Source organism: Cupriavidus basilensis OR16, assembly GCF_000243095.1.
Classification (GTDB): domain Bacteria; phylum Pseudomonadota; class Gammaproteobacteria; order Burkholderiales; family Burkholderiaceae; genus Cupriavidus; species Cupriavidus basilensis_D.
This window is the reverse complement of the sequence record NZ_AHJE01000015.1, coordinates 56,006-76,118: the sequence shown is the minus strand read 5'-3', so window position 1 is coordinate 76,118 and position 20,113 is coordinate 56,006. Positions and strand designations below refer to the sequence as shown.

Below are 20,113 nucleotides of genomic sequence, written 5' to 3'. Positions count from 1 at the left end.
AGCGCGCCTGCCCGCCGTGGCTCCCGCGCGCGCCGGGGGCCACGGCGCGCGGCGCGCGGCCGGATTGTGTCTTACCGACCCAGTCGCGGCAGGGAAATCGGGGAAATATGTACTTACAAAGTCAGGTGCGCCAGTCCGGCGGCCCGGCGTTATCGGAAGTATGGTGACAACAGGGGCGGCAGGTCTTGATCCGCGCGCCTATTCCGATCTAGAGGTATCCCCATGTTTCCTGACCGCAGGCTTGGCCCCCGTGCCCGCGCCGTGCTTTTGGCCGCCAGTCTCGTTTTCGTCACTTGGCAACTGCCGGCGCTGGCGCAGTCCGTCGATCCCTCCGTGCGTATTGCCACCTTGACCGATGCCGCCGGCAACCTGAGTTTTGCCCCGGCGGGTTCCGACGACTGGGCGCGGGCCACGCTGAATCGGCCCATCACCACCGGCGACCGCCTCTGGGTCGACAACGACGGCCGGGCCGAACTGCACGCTGGCTCTACCGCTATCCGGCTGGGCAGCGGCACCGCCGTGACGGTACTCAACCTCGACGACAGCGCGACCCAGGTCAAGCTGACCCAGGGCACGCTGCAACTGCGTGTGCGTGCGCTGCCGCCGGACCAGCCGGTCGAGGTTGATACGCCCAACCTGGCTTTTGTGCCGAGCGAGCCCGGCGACTATCGCCTGGACGTGGCACCCGACGGCAGCAACACGGTGGTCACCATGCGCCACGGTCACGCCGTGGTGTACGGTGACAATCGCTCGCTGGAAATGCGGCGCGGCGATCAACTGCGCTTTGCCGGCACCGACCTGGCCGAGGCTGGCAGCGCCACTAATCCCCCCTTGGATGGGTTCGACCGCTGGACAATGGCGCGGGACGCGCGGGAGGACCGCTCGCCGTCGGCCCGCTATATAGCGCCCGAGATGACAGGCTATGCCGCGCTGGACGACTATGGCGACTGGCAGGAAGACCCCGGCTATGGCGCGGTATGGTTCCCGCGCGTGGTGGCCGCGGACTGGGCGCCTTATAGCGCCGGCTACTGGGCCTGGGTGGCGCCGTGGGGATGGAGCTGGTGCGACGATGCGCCCTGGGGCTTCGCCCCGTCCCACTATGGCCGCTGGGCCCGCATCGGCAACCGTTGGGGCTGGATGCCAGGCCCGAGGTCGGTGCAGCCGGTCTACGCCCCCGCGCTGGTGGGATTCATCGATGGAGGCCACTGGCGCGACCGCGACCATGACCACGACCGAGGCAATGGCCCGGGCGTAGCGTGGTATCCGCTAGGCCCGCGCGAGGCTTATCGCCCGGTCTATGGCGCCAGCCCGGCTTATGTCAATCGCATCAACCACTTCACCGTCAACAACGAGGTGATCAATAACCATATCCGGAACACGTACATCAACCGGGATGTGCCGGGAGCGATCACCGGCATGCCGGCGCGCGCCTTCGTGCAGGGCCAGCGCGTGCCGCCCGGCGCGCACAATGCGGTATGGCGCAACTTGCCCCGGGGCGAGGCCAACGGCGCACCGCCGCTGGCGCCGGTCAAGGCCAGCTTGCATGGTGCGGCACCCGCGCGACCGGCTCCGGCCGAAGTGATGCAGGGCTTCGCGCGTCCGGCCATCGCGGCCCGCGCTCCGGGCCGCCCGGCCAGCGATGAACTGGCACAGCGTTTTGCCCGTGCTGGCGGCACCGTGCCCGGCGCCGGGCCGGCATGGCGTGGCGGCGGCAACGCCCCAGGCGGGAACCAGGCGGCTCCCGCGCCGGTCCGGCTGAGCCAGGCGGCGCCGGAATTTCATGGCCGCAATGGATCGGGCCAGATGCGCGGGGGGCCGGTGACACCGGGGGCTCCTGGCGGCGGAAATTCTGCCTTCGGTCCACAACGTGCCGATGGCGGAGTTCGCGCGCCCACGCCGCAAGGATTGGTTGGCGCCGAGCACGGTGGCCAGATGCCCGTACCGGGCGGCGATCCGCGTACGCGCGGCTGGACCACGCGTCCGGACCAGGCGCGCGGCATGCCGCCGCAAATCGGCCAACCGGCCGCGCAACTCCAGCAGGCTCAACAAGCGCAGCAGGCCCAGCAGTTCCAGCAACGCCAGGCCGAGCAGCGGGCCGCAGCGCAGCAGACCGACCAGCAGGGTCTGGCCCGCCAGCAGCAAGAACGGCAACTGGGGGACCAGCAGCGGGCAAGCAGGGTCTGGCCCGCCAGCAGCAAGAACGGCAACTGGGGGACCCAACAGCGGGCCCAGCAGGCGCAGCAACAGCAGCAGGACATGCAGCGCCAGCAGCAGCGGCAGATGGGAGACCAGCAGCGGGCCCAGCAGGCGCGATGCAGCAACAGCAAGCCATGCAGCGCCAGCAGCAGGATATGCAGCGTCAGCAGCAAGAGCAGGCCCGCCGCCAGCAAGACATGCAGCGCCAGCAACAGGAGCAGCAACGCCAGCAACAGCAGCAACAGGAGCAACAGCGCCAGCAACAGGTCATGCAGCGCCAGCAGCAAGACCAGCAGCGCCAGCAGCAGGAGCAGCAACGCCAGCAGCAAGACCAGCAGCGCCAGCAGCAGGAACAGCAGCGCCGGCAGCAGGAGTTGCAGCGCCAGCAACAGCACGCCGCGCAGCCGCAGCCAGCACAGCACGTGGCTATGCAGCAGCAGCCGCATGCCCAAGGGCAGGCAGGCAACCCGCAGGAGCGCGGGCATGAGGTCCACTGAGCAGGCTTAGGCAGCCGGCGCCCGGATCGGGCGCCGGCTGCGTGGCAGGCCTTGCTGGCTTACTTCGCCAGTTCCGACAAGCGCACCGGCACGATCTTGCCGCTCTGCACCCAGCCCACCACGGTGTCGGCACTGGTGCCGCCCTTGGCATCGATGCCTTCGATCTCGTTGGGGTTGGCATCCTTGGCCAGCGCCTTCACCGCCTCAGGCATCCTGGCCCGGATCGCGGCCACGTCGGAGGTGGTGCCCGCCAGCTTCATGGCGCCCGCCAGCGCATACACCATGGTGTAGTTGAGCGACATCTCGGTGGTGGCATCGCGGCCATCGTGCAGCTTCTTGTATTTGGCGTTGTAGCCCTGCGCGGCCGGGCGGGCATCATTGGCCAGCGGCATCACGCCGATGGCGCCTTCCAGCATGGACAGGCCGTTGGTGACCTTGGCCATTTCGTCGAGCTTGGCCTGGTCCATCACGATGAAACCGCCCTTGAAGCCCAGTTCGCGCGCCTGCTTGACCACCAGCGCGGTCGGCTCGGACGGGCCGCCGACAAACATCACGTCGGGCTTGTCGGCCAGCACGCGCGACACCCCGCTGTAGAAGTCGGTGGCCTTGGTGTAGGACATCGGGTTATTGGCCACCACCTTGCCGCCCGCGCCTTCCCAGACCCAGGCCTTGGCGTAGTCATGGTCGGCCGGGGCCAGCGCCACGTTCTTGCCATAGCGCTTCATCTGCGCCTTGATGAAGGGCTCGATATAACCGGTGTAGGACGGCGGGATGCGAATGGTCAGCTTGTTGCCGGTGTCGGTGATGCGCGGCACGCTGGAGTAGGCCATCACCAGGAATTTCTCCTGCTCGTTGAACGCCTGCAGTGCGAAGATGCCGCCCGAATGGGGCACGAACACGGCGGGCGTCTTGTACTGCTGCACCAGGCGGCGCGCGTTGATGGCGGCCTCGGCGGGCGCGTACTTGTCGTCCAGCGATACCACCTCCAGCTTGACCTTCTTGCCCTTGACCTCAAGGCCCGAGGCGTTGATTTCGTCCACTGCCATCTGGATGCCTGACAGCACGTTCTTGCCGTACAGCGCGGCGCCGCCCGACAGCGGGCCGGTATAGCCCAGCTTGACGACTTCCTGCGCAAAGGCGGCACCCGAGGCCATCAGCGCGGCCACGGCGGTGGCGGCGAGGGGGAAGAAGCGGCGGATCATCTTGGTCTGCATTTGGCTGTCTCCTGTCATGTTTGCACTGCGTTCGTTCTTGCTTCTTGATCGACTAACCGCCGATGTAAGCGCGGCGAATCCCTTCGTCCTTCAGCAGCGTGTCGCGGTCGCCTTGCATCACGATGCGGCCACCCTCGATCACGTACGCGCGGTGGGCGATGCCCAGCGCCGCGTAAGCGTTCTGCTCGGCCAGCAGCACCGTGGTACCCGCGCGGTTGATGCGCTGGATCACCTCGAACATCTGCTTGACCACCAGCGGCGCGAGGCCCAGCGATGGCTCGTCGAGCAGCAGCGTGCGCGGCCGCCCCATCAATGCGCGGCCAAGCGCCACCATCTGCTGCTGGCCGCCTGACAGCGAGCCGGCCGGGTCGTCCTTTTTTTGCCGCAGGATCGGGAACATCTCGAAGACCTCCTCTAGCGAGCGCTTGATGCCGGCTGAGTCGCGGCGGTGCACGTACGCGCCCAGCGTCAGGTTCTTCTGCACGCTCATGGCGGGAAACAGCTTGCGCCCTTCGGGGCAGTGCACCAGCCCAGCCTGCACGATCTGCGAGGGCTTCATGCCGGCCAGCTCGCGGCCGTCAAAGCGCATGCTGCCGCCGCTGGCGCGGTGGATGCCGCTGAGCGCCATGAAGATCGAGCTCTTGCCGGCCCCGTTGGCGCCCAGCAGCACCACCAGTTCGCCGGCCGCGGCGTTCAGCGTGATGTTGTCGAGCGCGCGAAAGCTCCCGTACGAAAGCGAAACGCGTTCAAGCTGCAACATGGTCGGCTCCCAGATAGGCTTCGATGACCTGCGGGTCGCGCTGGATCTGCGCCGGCGAGCCCTCGGCGATCTTCTCGCCGTAGTTGAGGACCATGATCTTGTCGGCCAGCCGCATGATCATGTCCATCTTGTGTTCGATCAGGCAGACCGTCTTGCCGTGGCGGACCATCTTGCGGATCAGCTCGGCCAGGCCCACGGTCTCCTCCGGGTTGACGCCACCCGCCGGTTCGTCGAGCAGCAGCAGTTCGGCGTCGGTGGCCAGCGCCAGCGCAAAGGCCACGCGCTTGCGCTCTTCCTGCGTGATGTCCGCCGCCACTTCATGCGCGAGATGCGCGAGGCCCACGAAGTCGAGTGCCTCCTCGGCCTTGGCGCGGCACAGCCGTTCTTCCTCGCGCAGCCGGCGCGTGTTGAAGATCACGTCGGCCAGCCCCGCTTGCGTGCGCAGCCGATGGCCAACGATCAGGTTGTCCAGCACGGTGGCGCGGTCGAACAAGTGCGTGGCCTGAAAGGTGCGGGCCACGCCGAGCCGGGCGATCTGGTCGGCGCGCAGGCCGGCCACGTCCCGGCCCTTGAGCAGGATCTGCCCGGAGCTGGGCGCATGGGTGCCGGCGATCAAGTTGAAAAAGGTGGTCTTGCCCGCGCCGTTGGGGCCGATGATGGCGTTGATATGGCCGGTCTCGAAGGTGATCGAGACATCGTGCACGGCGCTCAGGCCGCCAAATTTCTTGGTCAGGTTGCGAATCTCAAGCATGGTCGGCCCCAGCATTCGTGGCGTTTGCATTCGGGTTGCCGGCGACGGGCGCGTCGGCCTGCGGTGCGCGGCGCTTGCCGCCGCGGCGCGCGGCTGCGGCACGACGCGCCTGGCGCTTGGCCCACGAGCCCACGATGCCGTCCGGCACGAAGATGATCAGCAGCACCAGCACTGGCCCGAATACCAGCATGCGGTAGTCCTGCAGGAACTGCAGCGTCTGCGTGACCCACGGCACCAGCACCGCGCCCAGCAGCGGCCCCAGCAGCGTGCCGGTGCCGCCCACCAGCATCGCCATTACCATCTCGAAGGTCAGGTCGGTGCGCGCAATGTCCGGTCCGAGAAAACGCACCTGGCCCGCGTACAGCGCACCGGCAAAGCCGGCATAGCCCACCGACAGCACGAACGACAGCACCTTGGTGCGCATCAGGTTGATGCCGAGCGCCTCGGCCAGCGCGTCGCTGTTGCGCACCGCCATGAAGCTGCGGCCCAGCAGCGACGTGACGATCCGATGCATCAGGAAGGTGCCCACCACCAAGAAGAACAGCACCAGGTAATACTGCGCCTGCACGTTGTCGAACGCGAGCGGCCCAATCGCTGCCGGCACCGGGATGCCGATCAGGCCCACGGTACCGTGCGTGAGGCTTTCCCACTTTTCGATCAGCAGGTAGATGATGTAGCCGATGCACAGCGTGAAGATCGAGAAATAATGGCCTTTGAGCCGCAGCGACACCACGCCGACGAAGTAGCCCACCACCATGCACACCATGCCGGACAGCCCGAACGCCGCCCAGAACGGCACCTGGTGATCCACCGTGAGAATGCCCAGCGTATAGGCGCCGATCGCCATGAAGCCGCCGTGCGCCAGGTTGAGCTGGCCGGTGTAGCCCGTGATCAGGTTCAGCCCCAGCGTGGCGATGGCGTAGATGAAGGCCAGCGTCATCACCGTCAGGTAGTAGCTGTTGGGCGTGACCAGCGGGAACGCGATGGCCAGGGCCAGCAACAGGGCCCAGCCGGTCTTGCCTTGCAGTGTGTTTTTCATGGTGCGCTCCTTATGCGGCCTTGCCGGCAAACAGGCCTTGGGGCCGGATCGACAGGATGAGCACCAGCAGCGCGAAGGCGATGATGTCCTTGTAGTCCGTCGAGACGTAGAAGCCGCCGAAGCTCTCGGCCATGCCGATGATCAGCCCGCCCACGATGGCGCCGGGAATGCTGCCCATGCCGCCGAGGATGATGATGACGAAGGCCTTGGTGATGACCAGGTTGCCCATGCTCGGGTAGACCAGGTTGATCGGCGCGTACAGCGTGGCGGCGATCGCGGCGAGCGCGCCGGAGATGGCAAATACCAGCAGCGTGACGCGCGTGGCGTCGATGCCCACCAGCGCCGCGCCCTCGCGGTTCTGCGCCATCGCCACAATGGTGGAGCCGGTCACGGTGCGCGTCAGGAACAGGTGCAGCAGCACCATCAGCCCGAACGCGGCGACGATGATCAGCAGGCGCTGCGCCGGCGCGGTGAGGCCCATCACTTCCACCATCTGGCCGTAAGGCGTCGGCATGCGGTGGAAGTCCGCGCCCCACAGTGCCTGCGCGCCGGCCTCGAGGAACAGCATGATGCCGATGGCGGCGATCATGTCGTGCAATTCCGGCGCGTTGCGCAGGGGATGGAACACCAGCCGGTCGGCCAGCATCGACAGCGCCGCCACCGCGATGGCGGCAGCGCCCATCGCCAGCCAGTAGTTCACGCCCAGCGACGTCATCATGTAGTACGAGACATAGGCGCCAGCCATGTAGAAGGCGCCATGCGCGAAATTGGGCACGTGCAGGATGCCGTAGACCAGCGTCAGGCCCAGCGCCACCAGGCTGTACACGCCGCCCAGCGTCAGGCCGTTCAGGACTTGTTGAAGAAACAATGTCACGGGCTTACCTCATGCGACTTTTCGAATCACGAACGAAGGCACGCAAGCCGCGCTGCGGGCTGCGTGGAATTGACGGCGCCGCGCAAGGAAACAATGCGGGGGCCGCTCGGTCAGGCGGGGCGAGAGTCAGCCGCGGGGTGGTGCGGCCTGGTGAATGGCGTGATGCATGCTTGGTCTCCTGTGCGATGCGGAATGGCCTGCCGTGCAGGCCCCGGGTGCGGTGTCGTCGTGTACCGTGAAGCGCTACGCAGGTCTGCGTAGGTATGTTCCAGCACGATCGTTCGTTTTCATTGACTGTTGCATACGGCCTGAGGCACAGTCAAGAAATACGGAATAGTCTTCCGCACAGCGAAATAGCCGGCTTACCTCTGGTCCGCAGCCTCCGATGGTGGCCTCAGGTCTGCTTTCCGCACCTAGTTGCCAAGCGTCATCGCCACGTATGAAGCGCACCTCGTCGATCCCGCTTTCGCCCACCTCCGCGCCCGGCGGCGCGCATGCTGCGGCCGTGCGCACCGCAGATGCGCCGTACGATGGCGGGCAGCAAGACGCTGAGCGCGACGATCGCAATTTCGTCACCGCGCTGGCGCGCGGCCTGGACCTGTTGCGTGCTTTCGGCCCGCATGACGATTACCTTGGCAATGCCGAGCTGGCGCGCCGCGCCGGCATCCCGCGCCCCACCGTTTCGCGGCTGACCTACACGCTTACCAGCCTGGGCTACCTGATCTATTCCGCATCGCTGGAGAAGTACCGGCTCGGCCAGGGCGCGATGGTGCTCGGCCAGCGTTACCTCGCCGGCTCGGGCATACGCGAGATCGCCCAGCCGCTGATGCAGTCGCTGGCGTTCGCCACCGATTGCACGGTGGCGCTCGCCACATCGGACCGCCATGAGATGGTGTACCTGGAAGTCTGCCAGCCGCGCGGCGCACTGGTGATGCGGCTGGCGCCCGGCTCGCGCCTGCCCACCGCCACGTCCGCCATCGGGCGCGCGTGGCTGTCCGGGCTGGAGCCGGAGCGGCGCGCCGCCGTGCTGGCCGACCTTGAGCGCCACTACGGCGCGCGCTGGCCCGCGATCCGCATCAAGCTCGAGCGCGCGCTGCGCGACTACGCCAAGCGCGGCTTCTGCCTGGCCCACGCGGAGTGGGACCGCACGGTCAGCGGCGCGGCCGCGCCCGTGGTGCTCGAAGGCGGCGCGGAAGTGCTGGCCATCAATATCGGCGGCGCGGCCACGCGGCTGACGCCGGAAATCCTCGACGGCAATCTCGGCCCGCGCATCCGCGAACTGGCCGAAGCGTTGCAGAGCCGTCTGTGGCAGGGACGGGGATAGCAGCGCCACCATCGCCATCGCCACGTATCGCATTCTCACGGCCCCAGGGCCACATATCTAGCTGGCAATACAGACATAGCAAACAAAGGAGACAAAGATGGAGATTCGCAACAAGACCGTAGTGGTGACCGGCGCAGCCACCGGCATCGGGCGCGCGCTGGCGCTGGCCTTTGCCGCCGGCGGCGCGCGTGGCGTGGCCGTGGCCGACCTGGACGGCAACGGCGCGCAAGCGGTAGCCGAGGAAGTGGCCAAGGCCAGCCCGGACTGCCAGGTGTTCGCGCGGCAAACCGACGTGGCCGATGCCGCCGCCGTCCAGGCACGGGGGGGGGTGCCGACGAGGCCACGCAACGCTTCGGCCAGATCGATGTGTTCTGCTCCAACGCCGGCATCATCCTGCGCAAGGGCCTGGATGCCAGCGCCGAGGAATGGCAGCGCATCTGGGAGATCAACGTCATGGCCCACATCCACGCCTCGCGCGCGGTGCTGCCGCAGATGCTGGCGCGCGGCGACGGCTATTTCGTCAACACCGTATCGGCCGCCGGCCTGCTGTCGCAGATCGGCTCGGCGCCTTACGCGGTGACCAAGCACGCCGCCATCGGCTTTGCCGAGTGGCTGTCGATCACCTACGGCGATCGCGGCATCAAGGTCAGCTGCATCTGCCCGCAGGGCGTGCAGACGCGCATGCTGTTCGGGGAGGATGGCGAGCGCAAGGGCTTCCTGCAGGCCGGCTCGGTCACGCCCGAGCACGTGGCGCAGGTCACGCTGGAAGGCGTGAAGGACGAGCGCTTCCTGATCCTGCCGCATCCGGAAGTGCTCGAGTATTACCAGCGCAAGGGACAGGATTACGATCGTTGGCTAAAGGGAATGCGCCGGCTGCACGATAAGGTGATGGCGGAGTTCGGCGGCACGGTGGTCTAAGCGTGGCGTGAAACCCCGCGCAACAATCAGTTGAGCCGCCGCTGCCGGCGGACAGGGGCAAGGCTTCGCGTCTTGACGCCTTAATGCCCTAACGCCCTAACGCCTTAACGCCTTAACGCCTTAACGCCTTAACGCCTTAACGCCGGCAGCGTGCACGATCAGTCCGACACCAGAATAAAACCGATCATCGGGAGACACACCATGCGTTGCAAACCTTTCGCAGCCGCCGTCCTGGCCGCCTGCGCCGCCTTCGCCGTGCCCTCGGCCCAGGCCGACACCTATCCCTCCAAGCCCATCCGGATGGTGGTGGGCTTTCCCAGTGGCGGCGCGCCTGACATCTTGGCGCGCATCTTCTCCGAGAAAATCTCGCCCTCGTGGGGCCAGCCCGTGGTGGTGGACAACAAGCCGGGCGCGGGCGGCAACATCGGCGCCGAAGCCGTCGCGCATGCCGCGCCGGATGGCTACACGCTGGGCCTGGTCGCCTCCACGCCCAACGTGCTGGTGGTCAACCCCTCGGTGCCGGCCAAGAACGTGGCGGAGCTGATCGCGCTGGCCAAGGCCAAGCCGGGCGCGCTGACGTTCGGCACGCCCGGCATCGGCACCTCGCCGCACGTGGCGGGCGAGATGTTCAACGCCCTGGCCGGGGTCAAGCTCACCCACGTGCCCTACAAGGGCCGCGCCATGGCCATTCCGGATCTGCTCGGCGGCCATATCAGCATGATGTTCGACAACCTGCCGTCGGCGTTGCCGGTGATCAAGGAGGGCAAGGTGCGGGCGCTAGGCGTGACCAGCGCGAAACGCTCGCACTCGGCGCCGGATATTCCTACGCTGGCAGAGCAGGGGCTGCCCGGGTTTGACGCGGATTCGTGGTTTGCGATTTTTGCGCCGGCGAATACGCCCAAGGATGTGATTGCCAAGTTGAACACCGAGCTCAACCGGATTTACCAGCTTCCCGATGTGCAGGCCAAGCTTAAGACCTTGGGACTGGATCCTATTCTTGGTACGCCGGAGAAGTTGGCGGGGTATCAGAAGGTTGAGATTGCTAAGTGGGCGAAGGTGGTGAGGGATTCGGGGGCTAAGGCGGAGTAAAGGGGTGTTGGCTTTTGGGACCAAGTGCCTGTGTGCGGGGGCTGTTTGCTGCTTGTTTTTGCGGCGTTGGTTTTGGGACCCAAGAGCCATACGACATCCCCCCCGCAGGGGGATGTCGTATGGCTCTTGGGTCCCAAAACCAACGCCGTAGCAACCAAACCCAAAGCTTGGACAAGAGCCAACGGTTCTGCCCTTGGGTCCAAAAACCAACGCCCATCAAAAAATCACAAATCCGCCTCAGCCGCCACCGCCACCCCCACCCGCACCGCAGGCCCACTCCCACTGCGCAACCGACTAAAACTAACCACCGCCCCCACAAGAGCCACCCCCGCGGCAACAAAAAGCGCCACCCGAGCCGCCCCACTGGCATCAACACTGAACAACAACGCCACAACAGCCGTCCCGGTAGTCTGCCCCAGCAGCCGCGTTGTGGCCTGCGCTCCGCTGGCTCCCCCACTGCGCACCGGCGGCGTAGCGCCAATCATCGCGCGGTTGTTCGGCGACTGGAATAACCCGAATCCCAATCCGCACATGGCCATGCGCCAGCACACGGCAAAGCTCGAGGCTTGCGGCCCAAGCGTCGCCAGGCCGATCAGCCCGCTGCCGAGCAAGGCCAGGCCGATGCCGGCCAGGATGCTGGCGGGATAGCGATCGGACAGGCGTCCCGATACCGGCGCCATGATGGCCACCATCAGCGGCCACGGCGTGATCAGCAGCCCGGTCTCGTGCAGCGAGCGGCCAAGCTGGTATTCCAGGTAGAAGGGCAGCGCCACGAAGGCCAGCATCTGCGCCATGAAGGAGCAGAAGGACGTGCCCACCGCCAGCGTGAAGGCGCGGCTGGCGAACAGGTCCACCGGCACCAGCGGCGCGTGCTTGTCGCGCTGCATGCGTACCAGCCACCATCCCAGCAACGCTGCCACCACCAGCCCGGCCGCGGCGGCGGGGCGCCATTGCGCGTGGCCCGCGCCGTCCACGCCCAGGATGAACAAGGCAAAGACCACGGCCGAGAGCAACGCGCTGCGATAGTCGAAGCTGCGCGGCTGGGGCGGGGTCGCCGGCAGCGCGGTGCGGGCCAGCGCCAGCGCGAAGATCGCCACCGGCACGTTGATGGCGAACAGCCACGGCCAGCTTGCCACCGACAGGATCAGCGCGCCCACCGAGGGCCCCACCGCAATGGTGATGCCCACCACCAGCGCGTTCAGCCCGATGCCCCGGCCCAGCTTGGTGGGCGGATAGATAAAGCGCACCAGCGCCGTGTTCACGCTCATGATGCCGGCGCCGCCGATGCCCTGCAGCACCCGCGCGGCCACCAGCACCGGCAGGTTGGGCGACAGCGCGCACAACAGCGAGCCCACCAGGAAGATCGCCAGGCCGCCGCGGTACACGCGCTTGTAGCCAAGGATGTCGCCCAGCGAGGACAGCGGCAGCAGGCACACCGTGACGGTGAGCTGGTAGGCGTTGACCACCCAGATGGTGCTGGACGGGTCCGCCGCCAGCTCGCGCGAGATCGAGGGCAGCGCGATATTGGCGATCGAGCCATCGAGCACGGCCATGATCAGGCCGCAGAACACAGTGAGGATGGCCCAGGAACGTTGGGGATAGGGTAGGCCTTGGTGTGGCTGCATGAGGGAGGGCGGCTGCTGAAGGAGTGGCGCGAGCAATACTTGAGATGCTTGACGACACAATTATCGTCGCGCGGCGCGGCGCTTGCAAATGATCGGAATGTGGTAAGGCAGCGCCGGCAGTGTTGTTTTTCGGTCGCAGAGAAATAGGGCGGAAAACCCGCCGTCCTCCACCAAATGCCCGGCTGGCCCGGCGCTATGATCCCCGGCACGATGTCCCGCAGACCAGGTCGCGAACAGCGCCTGCCTTGGGGACGCAGCGTTTTCCGGACCGCCATTAGCCATGTCAACACCTACCACCCAGGGCAACTGGCAGCCAGTCCCCACCAGCCTTGACCCCGTCGACTGGAGCGCGCTGAGGGCGCAGGGGCACAGCATGCTCGACGATATGCTGGACCACCTCGAGGGCATCCGCGCGCGCCCGGTCTGGCAGCCGATTCCCGACACGGTGCGCGCTCGCTTTCGCGAGCCCCTGCCGCGCGAGGGCAGCGGGCTGGATCAGGTGCATGAGACTTTCATGGACAGCATCCTGCCGTTCGCCGTGGGCAATGCGCACCCCGGCTTCATGGGCTGGGTGCATGGCGGCGGCACACCGGTCGGGATGCTGGCGGAGATGCTCGCGGCCGGGCTCAATGCCAACCTGGGTGGCCGCGACCATATCCCGGTTGAGGTGGAGTGGCAGGTGCTGCGCTGGGTGATCGAGCTGTTTGGCTTTCCCGACGATGCCAGCGGCCTGTTCCTGACCGGCTCCTCCATGGCCAACCTGTCGGGCGTGCTGGTCGCCCGGACCCGCGCGCTCGGGGCCGAGGTACGGTCAACCGGCATGGCGCAGGCCTCGCGGCGCCTGACGGCGTACACCTCCACCCGGGCGCATGGCTGCATCGCCCAAGGCATGGACCTGGCCGGCCTCGGCAAGGACAATCTGCGCTCGATTCCCGTGGACGAGATGGGGCGCATGGACGTGGCGTGCCTTGCCGCCGCCATTGCGGTCGATCGCGCTGCCGGCTTCCAGCCATTTCTGGTGGTGGGCACCGCGGGCACCGTGGATACGGGCGCCATCGACGACCTGGCCGAGATCGCGCGCATTGCCCGCCGGGAGCGACTGCACTTTCACGTCGACGGCGCCTTCGGCGCCCTGGCCATGCTGTGCCCTCAACTGGCGCCGCGCCTGCGCGGCATCGAGCAGGCGGACTCGATCGCCTTCGATTTTCACAAATGGCTGCAGGTGCCCTACGACGCCGGCTTCTTCGTGGTCCGCGACCGGCAGCTGCACCTGCGCACCTTTGCCACCCACGAGGGCACGTATCTCAGCCGCGGCGAGCGCGGCATGGCTGCCGGCTCCCCCTGGCCCTGTGATTTCGGGCCGGACCTGTCGCGCGGCTTCCGCGCGCTGAAGACCTGGTTCACGATCAAGGTCTACGGCACCGAGCGGCTTGGCGGCATGATCGCCCACACCTGCAGGCTGGCACAGGAACTCGCGCGGCGCATCGAGTCCGAGCCTGAGCTCGAGCTGCTGGCGCCGGTATCGCTCAATATCGTTTGCTTCCGCTTCACCGGCGCCGGCGCCGAGGGCGGATCCGATGCCAGCCGCGCCATGGAACAGGTCAACCGCGATCTCGTCGTCGCCCTGCAGGAGTCCGGCCTCGCCGCGCCGTCGTCGACCGTGCTCGACGGCCGCTTCGCGATCCGCGTAGCCCTGTTCAATCATCGCAGCGCCTCGCAGGATATCGAAGCCCTGCTGAACGCTACCCTCGCTCTCGGCCGGTCGCTGAGCGCCACATTACCCGTCCCCGTCCCCGAAGCCAGCGCCCTACCACAATGAACGCAATCTTTGATCCCGCCACCACGACGCCGGCCCCTGGCACGCTGATCGGCCTGCGCCACCTGCTGCGGGCGGCACATCAGAACGAGGACCTGCGCCCGCTCGGCGCCGAACTGATCAACCACCTGCAGTCGCAGCCGGACGATGCCAACGCGTTGATGGATCTCTCGCTGGTCCTGCAGCTGATCGGCGATCACGCGCTGGCCATGACCATCCAGGCCGAGGCGCTGCAGGCGCGCCAGCTCTATCACTTGCCGACCCTGCATGATGGCCAGGCCCGCCTGCGCGTGCTGGCCATCATGGTCTCGGGCGACCTGATGGCCAACACGCCGCTGGAGTGCTTGCTGGGCAACTCCGACGTGGCCCTCGACGCGCTCTACGTCACGCCGGAAAACCCGCTGCCGCAAGCCGTGCCGGAGCACGACGTGCTGGGCGTATGCATGCCGCCGACGCTGCGCGTGGAGCGCCAGGTACTGGCCGGCATCGCCAGCGGGCAGGCCGCGATCTCGTCGGTGCTGGGCGAAGGCGCCTTCCCGATCATCGTCAGGCCGCTCGGCTCGCATGCCGGCAAGGGCCTGGAGAAGATCGGCGACGCGGCCGAACTCGCCGGCTACCTGGCGCAGACGGACGAGCCGGCCTTCTATGTCTCTTGCTTCATCGACTACCGGGGCGCGGATGGCCAGTTCCGCAAATACCGGCTGGTCCTGATCGAAGGGCGCCCCTATGTGTGCCACGTTGGTATCTCGGCGCACTGGATGATCCACTATCTCAATGCCGGCATGGCCGAGAGCGCGGCCAAGCGGGACGAGGAAGCGGCCATCATGCGCGATTTCGACGACGCCTTCGCGCTGCGCCACAAAGATGCCCTCGCGCAGATCCAGGAGCGGCTGGGCCTTGACTACGTGGGCCTGGATTGCGCCGAGACGGCGGATGGCGAGTTGCTGGTGTTCGAGGCCGATACGGCGATGGTGGTGCACGATATCGATCCGGTCGACCTGTACCCGTACAAGCAGCCGCAGATGCACAAGATCTTCGCTGCGTTCCGGACCATGCTGATCAACGCTAGCCAGGCCGGCCATGCCGGGCAGGCACACGCCCCCGATGCCGCTGCCATCGACGGCTGACCTGCTGGTCAGCGGCGGGGACCACCGCATCGCGCTGGATCCGGCGACCGGCTGTAACAAGTATGGTTGCCAGCCGCTCGCCGCAACGGGGCTGGTTCCCTTTGGCTCTTCCACGTCCTCGGGGATTTCACCAGCGGCGTTCGCCGTGGCGGACGCGCTGCGCAACCGGCTTGCCGCGGCGCTGCCGCGCGAGAGCGCGGCCGAGCTGTATTGCCGCGAACTGGAGCGGCTGCGCGGCGAGTTGCTGGCGCTGTGCGGCATCGGCGATGCGCCTGGCACCGGGCTTGTCTTCTCGGCATCCGGCACGGACGTGCACCTGCTCGCGGCGCGCGTTGCCGCGCGGGTAGCGGCCGATGGGGCTGGCAGCGATGCGGGCGTCCCGGGCCGGCCGCTGGTGATCCTGGCCGGCGAGGCCGAGAGCGGCAGCGGCGTGGCCGCTGCGCTCGCCGGGCGCCACTTCAGCACGTACAACGCACTGGGACGTACCACCATCCCGGGCGAGTCCCTGAGCCAGGCATGCGCTAGCGACATCCTCGATGTGCCGATCCGTAACGCGGACGGCAGCTTGCGCGATGCGAGCGCGGTCGATGCGCAAATCGAAGCGCGCGTCAGCCAGGCCGTGCAAGACGGGCGCCAGGTGCTGCTGGTGCTGATCGATGTCTCCAAGACCGGATGCATCGCGCCGAGCATCGCTTGCGTGACGGCGCTGCATCGCCGCTGGCCCTTGGCGGTGCAGGTCCTGGTCGACGCCTGCCAGTTCCGCATTGAGCCGGGCACCCTCCGGGCCTACTTGCGCAGTGGCTGCATGGTGGCGCTGACCGGCTCCAAGTTTGTGACCGGGCCATCGTTTTCCGGCGCCTTGCTGTTGCCGGCGGCGCTCGGCAAGACGCTGCGCGAGCGTGGCGTTCCGGCGGAGCTGCGCCTGTACTCCGCGCGCGAGGAGTGGCCGCAAGGCTGGGCAAGCGCGCAAGCGCTTGGCACCTATGCGAACTTCGGCTTGCTGCTGCGCTGGCAGGCCGCGATCCACGAATTGCGCGCATTTCTTGCTGTGCCCGCCGCGCAAGCGGCGGGCATTCTGCGGTGCTTTGCCGATGCCGTCCAGCAAAGGCTGGGCCGTGATCCGGCTTTTGCCGCGCTGACGGTACCGGCGCTGGACCGCGCCGCGCTGAACGCCTCGTCCAGCTGGGACGAGATCCAGACCATCCATCCCTTCCTGCTGTACCGGTGCCAGCCCGGGGGCGGCAGGGTTGCGCTCAGCCGGGACGAGACGGCTGCCATCTTTCGCCGGGTGCAGGTGCCCGCGGGCGCTAGGTGCCCGCGGGCGCCGCCGGCGCCGTGGCATACCAGCTTGGCCAGCCTGTGGACAGCGGCTACAGGGCTGGCGTCCCGGTCAGTGCCTTGCGGCTGTGCATGAGCGCCAGGCTGGTGGTCCAGGCCGCGCGCGGCTTTGATCACGAGCAGCACATCGTCGGCCAGGCCATGGCTTGCCTGGATATGGTTTCCGCTCTGGTGCATAGCCCCTCGCGCGGCGTCAGTGCTGCGACGGTGCTGGATACGGCATTGTCTTAAGCGCTGAAGCTGTTCATGCCCGCTCGCGCAACGCGAGCGACGCTTACGTCATGTTTTGCGCTTGCGCCGAAATCCATAAAACCTGCCCCCTCTCCAGGAGGGGGGGCATCTTCCGACTTCTTGCCGTTAGCCATTCTCAAGCGTGGTTCTGAATGTACCTGGAATTGTGCTGTTTAAGCCATAACAATAGAGCGCGACGCGAAGACGGGCGCCTAAGTCATCACATATAAAAAGCGGGAGCGGGATTGCAGCGCAACGGTTCGCCTTGGCGATTCAAACCATGACCCATGGACCATTTCGCAGCGCCAACGTCCCGACGGGACAAGGGGAGTAAGACGTGAACTTCAAAAGCCTGACCATCAAGGGCAAGCTCCTGCTGAGCTTTAGCCTGCTAGCGTTTATCGCAATATTCATCTCCGCTTTGTCGCTACACGCGCTGAGCCAGGCCACGGAGGGCTTTTCCGGCTACCTCCATGGCATCAACGCGCGCGCTGAAGTCGCCGCGCAGGTACGCACCGCCGTCGACCGCCGCGCCATCGCGGCGCGCAACCTGGTGCTTGTCAGCAAGCCCGAGGACGTAGCCGTGGAAAAGGCTGCAGCGCTGCGCGCGCATGACGATGTGCAGGCACGGCTGGGAAAGCTCAAGGACATGGTGTCGGGCAACAGCGACGCCAGTGAGGCCGCGCGCAACCTGGTGCGCGAGATCGACCACGTGGAGTCGCGCTATGGTCCCGTGGCCATCGCCATCGTCGAACTCGCGCTTGCCGCCAAGCACGACGAGGCCATCGTCAAGATGAACGAGGAATGCCGCCCCTTGCTGGCGGCGCTGGTCAAGGCGACCGACGCCTATACCGAGTTCACCAATGCGCGCCAGCTCGATACGGTGCGCAAGCTCGAGGACAACTACGTCGCCGAGCGCAACCTGCTGATCGTGATTTCCATCGCCGCCGTGATGCTGGCCGCGGTGGGTGGGTTACTGATCACGCGCTCCATCACCCGGCCCATGCAAACGGCCGTCGAGGTGGCGCAAACGGTAGCGCGCGGCGACCTGAGCAGCCGGATCGCCGTAGTGGCGCGGGACGAGACCGGCCGCTTGCTGGCGGCCTTGCGTGACATGAACGAACGCCTGACCGAGATCGTGTCCCGCGTGCGCCAGAGCAGCGCAAGCATCGCCGGGGCATCGGCGGAGATCGCTGCGGGCAATGCGGACCTGAGCCAGCGCACCGAAGAGCAGGCGGCCTCGCTGGAGGAGACCGCGGCCAGCATGGAAGAGCTGACCACCACGGTACGCCTGAGCAGCGAGAGCGCCAAACAGGCCAACGAGCTGGCCCGGGAGGCCGCCGATATCGCGCAGAGCGGCAGCACGGCGGTTGGCCGCGTGGTCGATACGATGCACGGCATCAGCGCCAGCTCCACTAAGATTGCCGACATCACCGGCATGATCGAAGGCATCGCCTTCCAGACCAATATCCTCGCGCTCAACGCCGCGGTGGAAGCCGCCCGTGCCGGCGAGCAAGGCCGTGGCTTTGCCGTGGTGGCCAGCGAGGTGCGCAGCCTGGCGCAGCGCTCGTCAAGCGCCGCCAAGGAGATCAAGGAGCTGATCGCGGGCTCGCTCAAGCAGATCCAGGACGGCTCCACGCTGGCGGGCGAAGCCGGGCAGACCATGGACTCGGTGACCAAGGCCGTGGCGCGCGTGAGCAGTATCGTCGAGGACATTGCCAGCGCGTCGATGGAGCAGAGCCGCGGCATCGAGCAGGTGAACCAGGCGATCTCGCAGATGGACCAGGTGACCCAGCAGAACGCTGCCATGGTGGAGCAAGCCGCCAGCGCGTCGCGCGCGCTGGAGGAGCAGGGCAGGGAACTCAACGAGGTGGTGGCATTCTTCCGCCTGCCCGGGGCGGGCGGCGCCGGGCGGCCGCAAGCACTGGCGAGCCACCGGGATGCACGTAGCCAGCACGCCACCGCTGCGGCCTGATCGCACGCCTGCGATCCCGCAATGTGGCTGGCCTGGGCCGGCACCCCGGATGAATCCGGGGTGCCGCTCGGACATTTAAATAATACTAATATTATTATCGTATTTGTTTTATTGTAATTTTATTTAATAGTAATTATGGCGCAGAATATGGCGGAGCACAAAGCAGCACATTCCGAGCGCCGCGCGTTATGGAGGGTTGCGCTATTAAGTTTCTTCTTAAAAAACTAGTGCATAAATTGAGAAACTTAAGGTTCTTTTTTTTAGCGACTCCGGGGATAACCCAATTCCAACTTTGCCATCATGATGGCTTACTGTGCCGGTGGGCGCAGGGCGTGTCGGGAGCCCATTGGTCCGGTTGGCCCCATTGGCCCCATTGGCCCCATTGGCTGTATCGACCCCATCGCGCAGTATGTGAACGTGCGTGCAGACCGACATTCGGTCGCGGGGAGCCAGGAATTGGAGACGTACGCCGTGGTAGTTGAGCGACCCGTAATCTATCTAGTTGACGACGATGAGATTGTGCTCTGGACATACCATGAGTTGCTTCGTGGCCTTGGCGCCGACATAAGGACATTCGTTAGCGCTCGCGCGTTTGTCGAATCGTACCGGCCGGCGCCGGTTGAATGCCTGGTCTGCGATCTGCGCATGCCGGGGATGTGCGGCCTGCAGATGCAGGGTGCGCTGGTCGGCATGGGTGTTTTTCCGCCCACCATCTTTGTTTCCGCTTACTCCGAGGTCCCTTCGGTGGTCAAGGCGATGAAGGCGGGCGCGCTCGATTTCCTGGTGAAGCCCGTCGACGGCGCAATGCTGATGCAAAAAGTGCGGGGCGCGCTGGAACGCAGCCGCCAGATGCACGAGCAGCAGCTGGCCTCGGCCGACAAAAGCTCGCGCCTTGCACTCCTGACCCCGAAGGAGCGGGTAGTTGCCTGGCACGTCACCACCGGCAAGACCAGCAAAGCGATCGCCGGGGAACTGGGAATCAGCACCCGCACCGTGGAAAATCACCGCGCGCACCTGATGGAGAAGCTGCAGGTCAAATCAGCGATTGAATTGACAACGCTGCTTCTCGATTGATCCATCCTGCCAGAGCGTCAATAAAAGACGTCGCGAAACCCGGAAATCGAGGTCTCGTTTGCTGCCGGCACCGGGCAGGAACGCCGCTTCGCCTTTCATAAGCCGCGACCCGTCGCAGGAAATCATGATCAAGCGTTACTTCAGGAGTTTGCGAGGGCCAAGCGGGAGAGAGGTCCGCCTGAATCTCATCATGGCGGCGGTCGCCGTTGTATTGCTGCTGGTCTCGAGCCATGAGGTGCTCCGGGGCCTCGAAAAGCAATTTCAC

15 protein-coding genes and 1 pseudogene are annotated in these 20,113 nt (G+C 66.4%); 10 read left to right on the top strand and 6 right to left on the bottom strand.

The genetic code is table 11. The features are described 5' to 3' along the window. Window positions 1-222 precede the first annotated feature (222 nt). A complete protein-coding gene (locus OR16_RS44450) occupies window positions 223-2,703 on the top strand; it encodes a DUF6600 domain-containing protein (RefSeq protein ID WP_192816405.1) in 2,481 nt (826 codons plus the stop codon). 49 nt (window positions 2,704-2,752) lie between these two features. Here the strand turns inward: OR16_RS44450 and OR16_RS05600 are convergent, their stop codons facing one another. Genes OR16_RS05600 through OR16_RS05580 form a run of 5 tightly spaced genes read right to left on the bottom strand, consistent with a single transcriptional unit; the run spans window position 2,753 to window position 7,331 of the window. Further along, complete coding sequence (locus OR16_RS05600) at window positions 2,753-3,907, bottom strand: ABC transporter substrate-binding protein (RefSeq protein ID WP_006156994.1); 1,155 nt, start codon at window positions 3,905-3,907, stop codon at window positions 2,753-2,755. Between the two features lie 52 nt (window positions 3,908-3,959). Next, window positions 3,960-4,667: an ABC transporter ATP-binding protein gene (locus OR16_RS05595; RefSeq protein WP_006156993.1), complete on the bottom strand. Its 708-nt coding sequence runs from the start codon at window positions 4,665-4,667 to the stop codon at window positions 3,960-3,962. After that, window positions 4,654-5,418, bottom strand: a complete 765-nt coding sequence (locus OR16_RS05590; RefSeq protein ID WP_006156992.1) for an ABC transporter ATP-binding protein — start codon at window positions 5,416-5,418, stop codon at window positions 4,654-4,656. Before OR16_RS05590 ends, OR16_RS05595 begins: the two co-directional genes overlap by 14 nt. Then, the gene (locus OR16_RS05585; RefSeq protein WP_006156991.1) at window positions 5,411-6,457 is read right to left on the bottom strand and encodes a branched-chain amino acid ABC transporter permease; all 1,047 of its coding nucleotides are present in this window, start codon (window positions 6,455-6,457) and stop codon (window positions 5,411-5,413) included. The genes OR16_RS05590 and OR16_RS05585 overlap by 8 nt, the downstream gene beginning before the upstream one ends. A gap of 10 nt (window positions 6,458-6,467) precedes the next feature. Continuing rightward, entirely contained in the window at window positions 6,468-7,331 is an 864-nt protein-coding gene (locus OR16_RS05580) for a branched-chain amino acid ABC transporter permease (protein ID WP_006156990.1), read from the bottom strand. Between the two features lie 439 nt (window positions 7,332-7,770). On the opposite strand from OR16_RS05580, the gene OR16_RS05575 reads away from it, so the two are divergent. From OR16_RS05575 to OR16_RS05565, 3 genes and pseudogenes are all read left to right on the top strand, one after another. After that, complete coding sequence (locus OR16_RS05575) at window positions 7,771-8,655, top strand: IclR family transcriptional regulator (RefSeq protein WP_006156989.1); 885 nt, start codon at window positions 7,771-7,773, stop codon at window positions 8,653-8,655. Between the two features lie 97 nt (window positions 8,656-8,752). Beyond that, window positions 8,753-9,573, top strand: a pseudogene (locus OR16_RS05570) (SDR family oxidoreductase). 201 nt (window positions 9,574-9,774) lie between these two features. Then, window positions 9,775-10,662 (top strand): Bug family tripartite tricarboxylate transporter substrate binding protein, encoded by an 888-nt coding sequence (locus tag OR16_RS05565; RefSeq protein ID WP_006156987.1) that lies wholly within the window; start codon window positions 9,775-9,777, stop codon window positions 10,660-10,662. A 224-nt stretch (window positions 10,663-10,886) separates the two neighbouring features. Here OR16_RS05565 and OR16_RS05560 read toward each other — a convergent pair whose 3' ends face one another. After that, a complete protein-coding gene (locus OR16_RS05560) occupies window positions 10,887-12,287 on the bottom strand; it encodes an MFS transporter (protein WP_006156986.1) in 1,401 nt (466 codons plus the stop codon). A gap of 280 nt (window positions 12,288-12,567) precedes the next feature. On the opposite strand from OR16_RS05560, the gene OR16_RS05555 reads away from it, so the two are divergent. The 6 genes from OR16_RS05555 (at window position 12,568) to OR16_RS05535 (ending at window position 19,848) form a co-directional block, all read left to right on the top strand. After that, complete coding sequence (locus OR16_RS05555) at window positions 12,568-14,106, top strand: pyridoxal phosphate-dependent decarboxylase family protein (protein WP_050982895.1); 1,539 nt, start codon at window positions 12,568-12,570, stop codon at window positions 14,104-14,106. Continuing rightward, the gene (locus OR16_RS05550) at window positions 14,103-15,230 is read left to right on the top strand and encodes an ATP-grasp domain-containing protein (protein WP_006156984.1); all 1,128 of its coding nucleotides are present in this window, start codon (window positions 14,103-14,105) and stop codon (window positions 15,228-15,230) included. The genes OR16_RS05555 and OR16_RS05550 overlap by 4 nt, the downstream gene beginning before the upstream one ends. After that, window positions 15,208-16,644, top strand: a complete 1,437-nt coding sequence (locus OR16_RS05545; RefSeq protein ID WP_006156983.1) for a hypothetical protein — start codon at window positions 15,208-15,210, stop codon at window positions 16,642-16,644. Before OR16_RS05550 ends, OR16_RS05545 begins: the two co-directional genes overlap by 23 nt. Further along, the gene (locus OR16_RS43960; RefSeq protein ID WP_158001333.1) at window positions 16,641-16,799 is read left to right on the top strand and encodes a hypothetical protein; all 159 of its coding nucleotides are present in this window, start codon (window positions 16,641-16,643) and stop codon (window positions 16,797-16,799) included. Before OR16_RS05545 ends, OR16_RS43960 begins: the two co-directional genes overlap by 4 nt. 337 nt (window positions 16,800-17,136) lie before the next feature. Then, entirely contained in the window at window positions 17,137-18,774 is a 1,638-nt protein-coding gene (locus OR16_RS05540; RefSeq protein ID WP_006156982.1) for a methyl-accepting chemotaxis protein, read from the top strand. Window positions 18,775-19,230: 456 nt separating this feature from the next. Further along, on the top strand, window positions 19,231-19,848 hold the full coding sequence (locus OR16_RS05535; protein ID WP_237716940.1) for a response regulator transcription factor: 618 nt from the start codon (window positions 19,231-19,233) through the stop codon (window positions 19,846-19,848). The last annotated feature ends 265 nt before the right edge of the window (window positions 19,849-20,113 follow it).

What these genes read in the sequence shown, in the direction of transcription:
- OR16_RS43960 (WP_158001333.1), top strand. Translation starts at nt 16,641, where the DNA reads ATGAGCGCCAGGCTGGTGGTCCAGGCCGCGCGCGGCTTTGATCACGAG.
- OR16_RS05595 (WP_006156993.1), bottom strand. Translation starts at nt 4,667, where the DNA reads ATGTTGCAGCTTGAACGCGTTTCGCTTTCGTACGGGAGCTTTCGCGCG.
- OR16_RS05600 (WP_006156994.1), bottom strand. Translation starts at nt 3,907, where the DNA reads ATGCAGACCAAGATGATCCGCCGCTTCTTCCCCCTCGCCGCCACCGCC.
- OR16_RS05575 (WP_006156989.1), top strand. Translation starts at nt 7,771, where the DNA reads ATGAAGCGCACCTCGTCGATCCCGCTTTCGCCCACCTCCGCGCCCGGC.
- OR16_RS05565 (WP_006156987.1), top strand. Translation starts at nt 9,775, where the DNA reads ATGCGTTGCAAACCTTTCGCAGCCGCCGTCCTGGCCGCCTGCGCCGCC.
- OR16_RS05560 (WP_006156986.1), bottom strand. Translation starts at nt 12,287, where the DNA reads ATGCAGCCACACCAAGGCCTACCCTATCCCCAACGTTCCTGGGCCATC.
- OR16_RS05555 (WP_050982895.1), top strand. Translation starts at nt 12,568, where the DNA reads ATGTCAACACCTACCACCCAGGGCAACTGGCAGCCAGTCCCCACCAGC.
- OR16_RS44450 (WP_192816405.1), top strand. Translation starts at nt 223, where the DNA reads ATGTTTCCTGACCGCAGGCTTGGCCCCCGTGCCCGCGCCGTGCTTTTG.
- OR16_RS05585 (WP_006156991.1), bottom strand. Translation starts at nt 6,457, where the DNA reads ATGAAAAACACACTGCAAGGCAAGACCGGCTGGGCCCTGTTGCTGGCC.
- OR16_RS05545 (WP_006156983.1), top strand. Translation starts at nt 15,208, where the DNA reads ATGCCGCTGCCATCGACGGCTGACCTGCTGGTCAGCGGCGGGGACCAC.
- OR16_RS05590 (WP_006156992.1), bottom strand. Translation starts at nt 5,418, where the DNA reads ATGCTTGAGATTCGCAACCTGACCAAGAAATTTGGCGGCCTGAGCGCC.
- OR16_RS05550 (WP_006156984.1), top strand. Translation starts at nt 14,103, where the DNA reads ATGAACGCAATCTTTGATCCCGCCACCACGACGCCGGCCCCTGGCACG.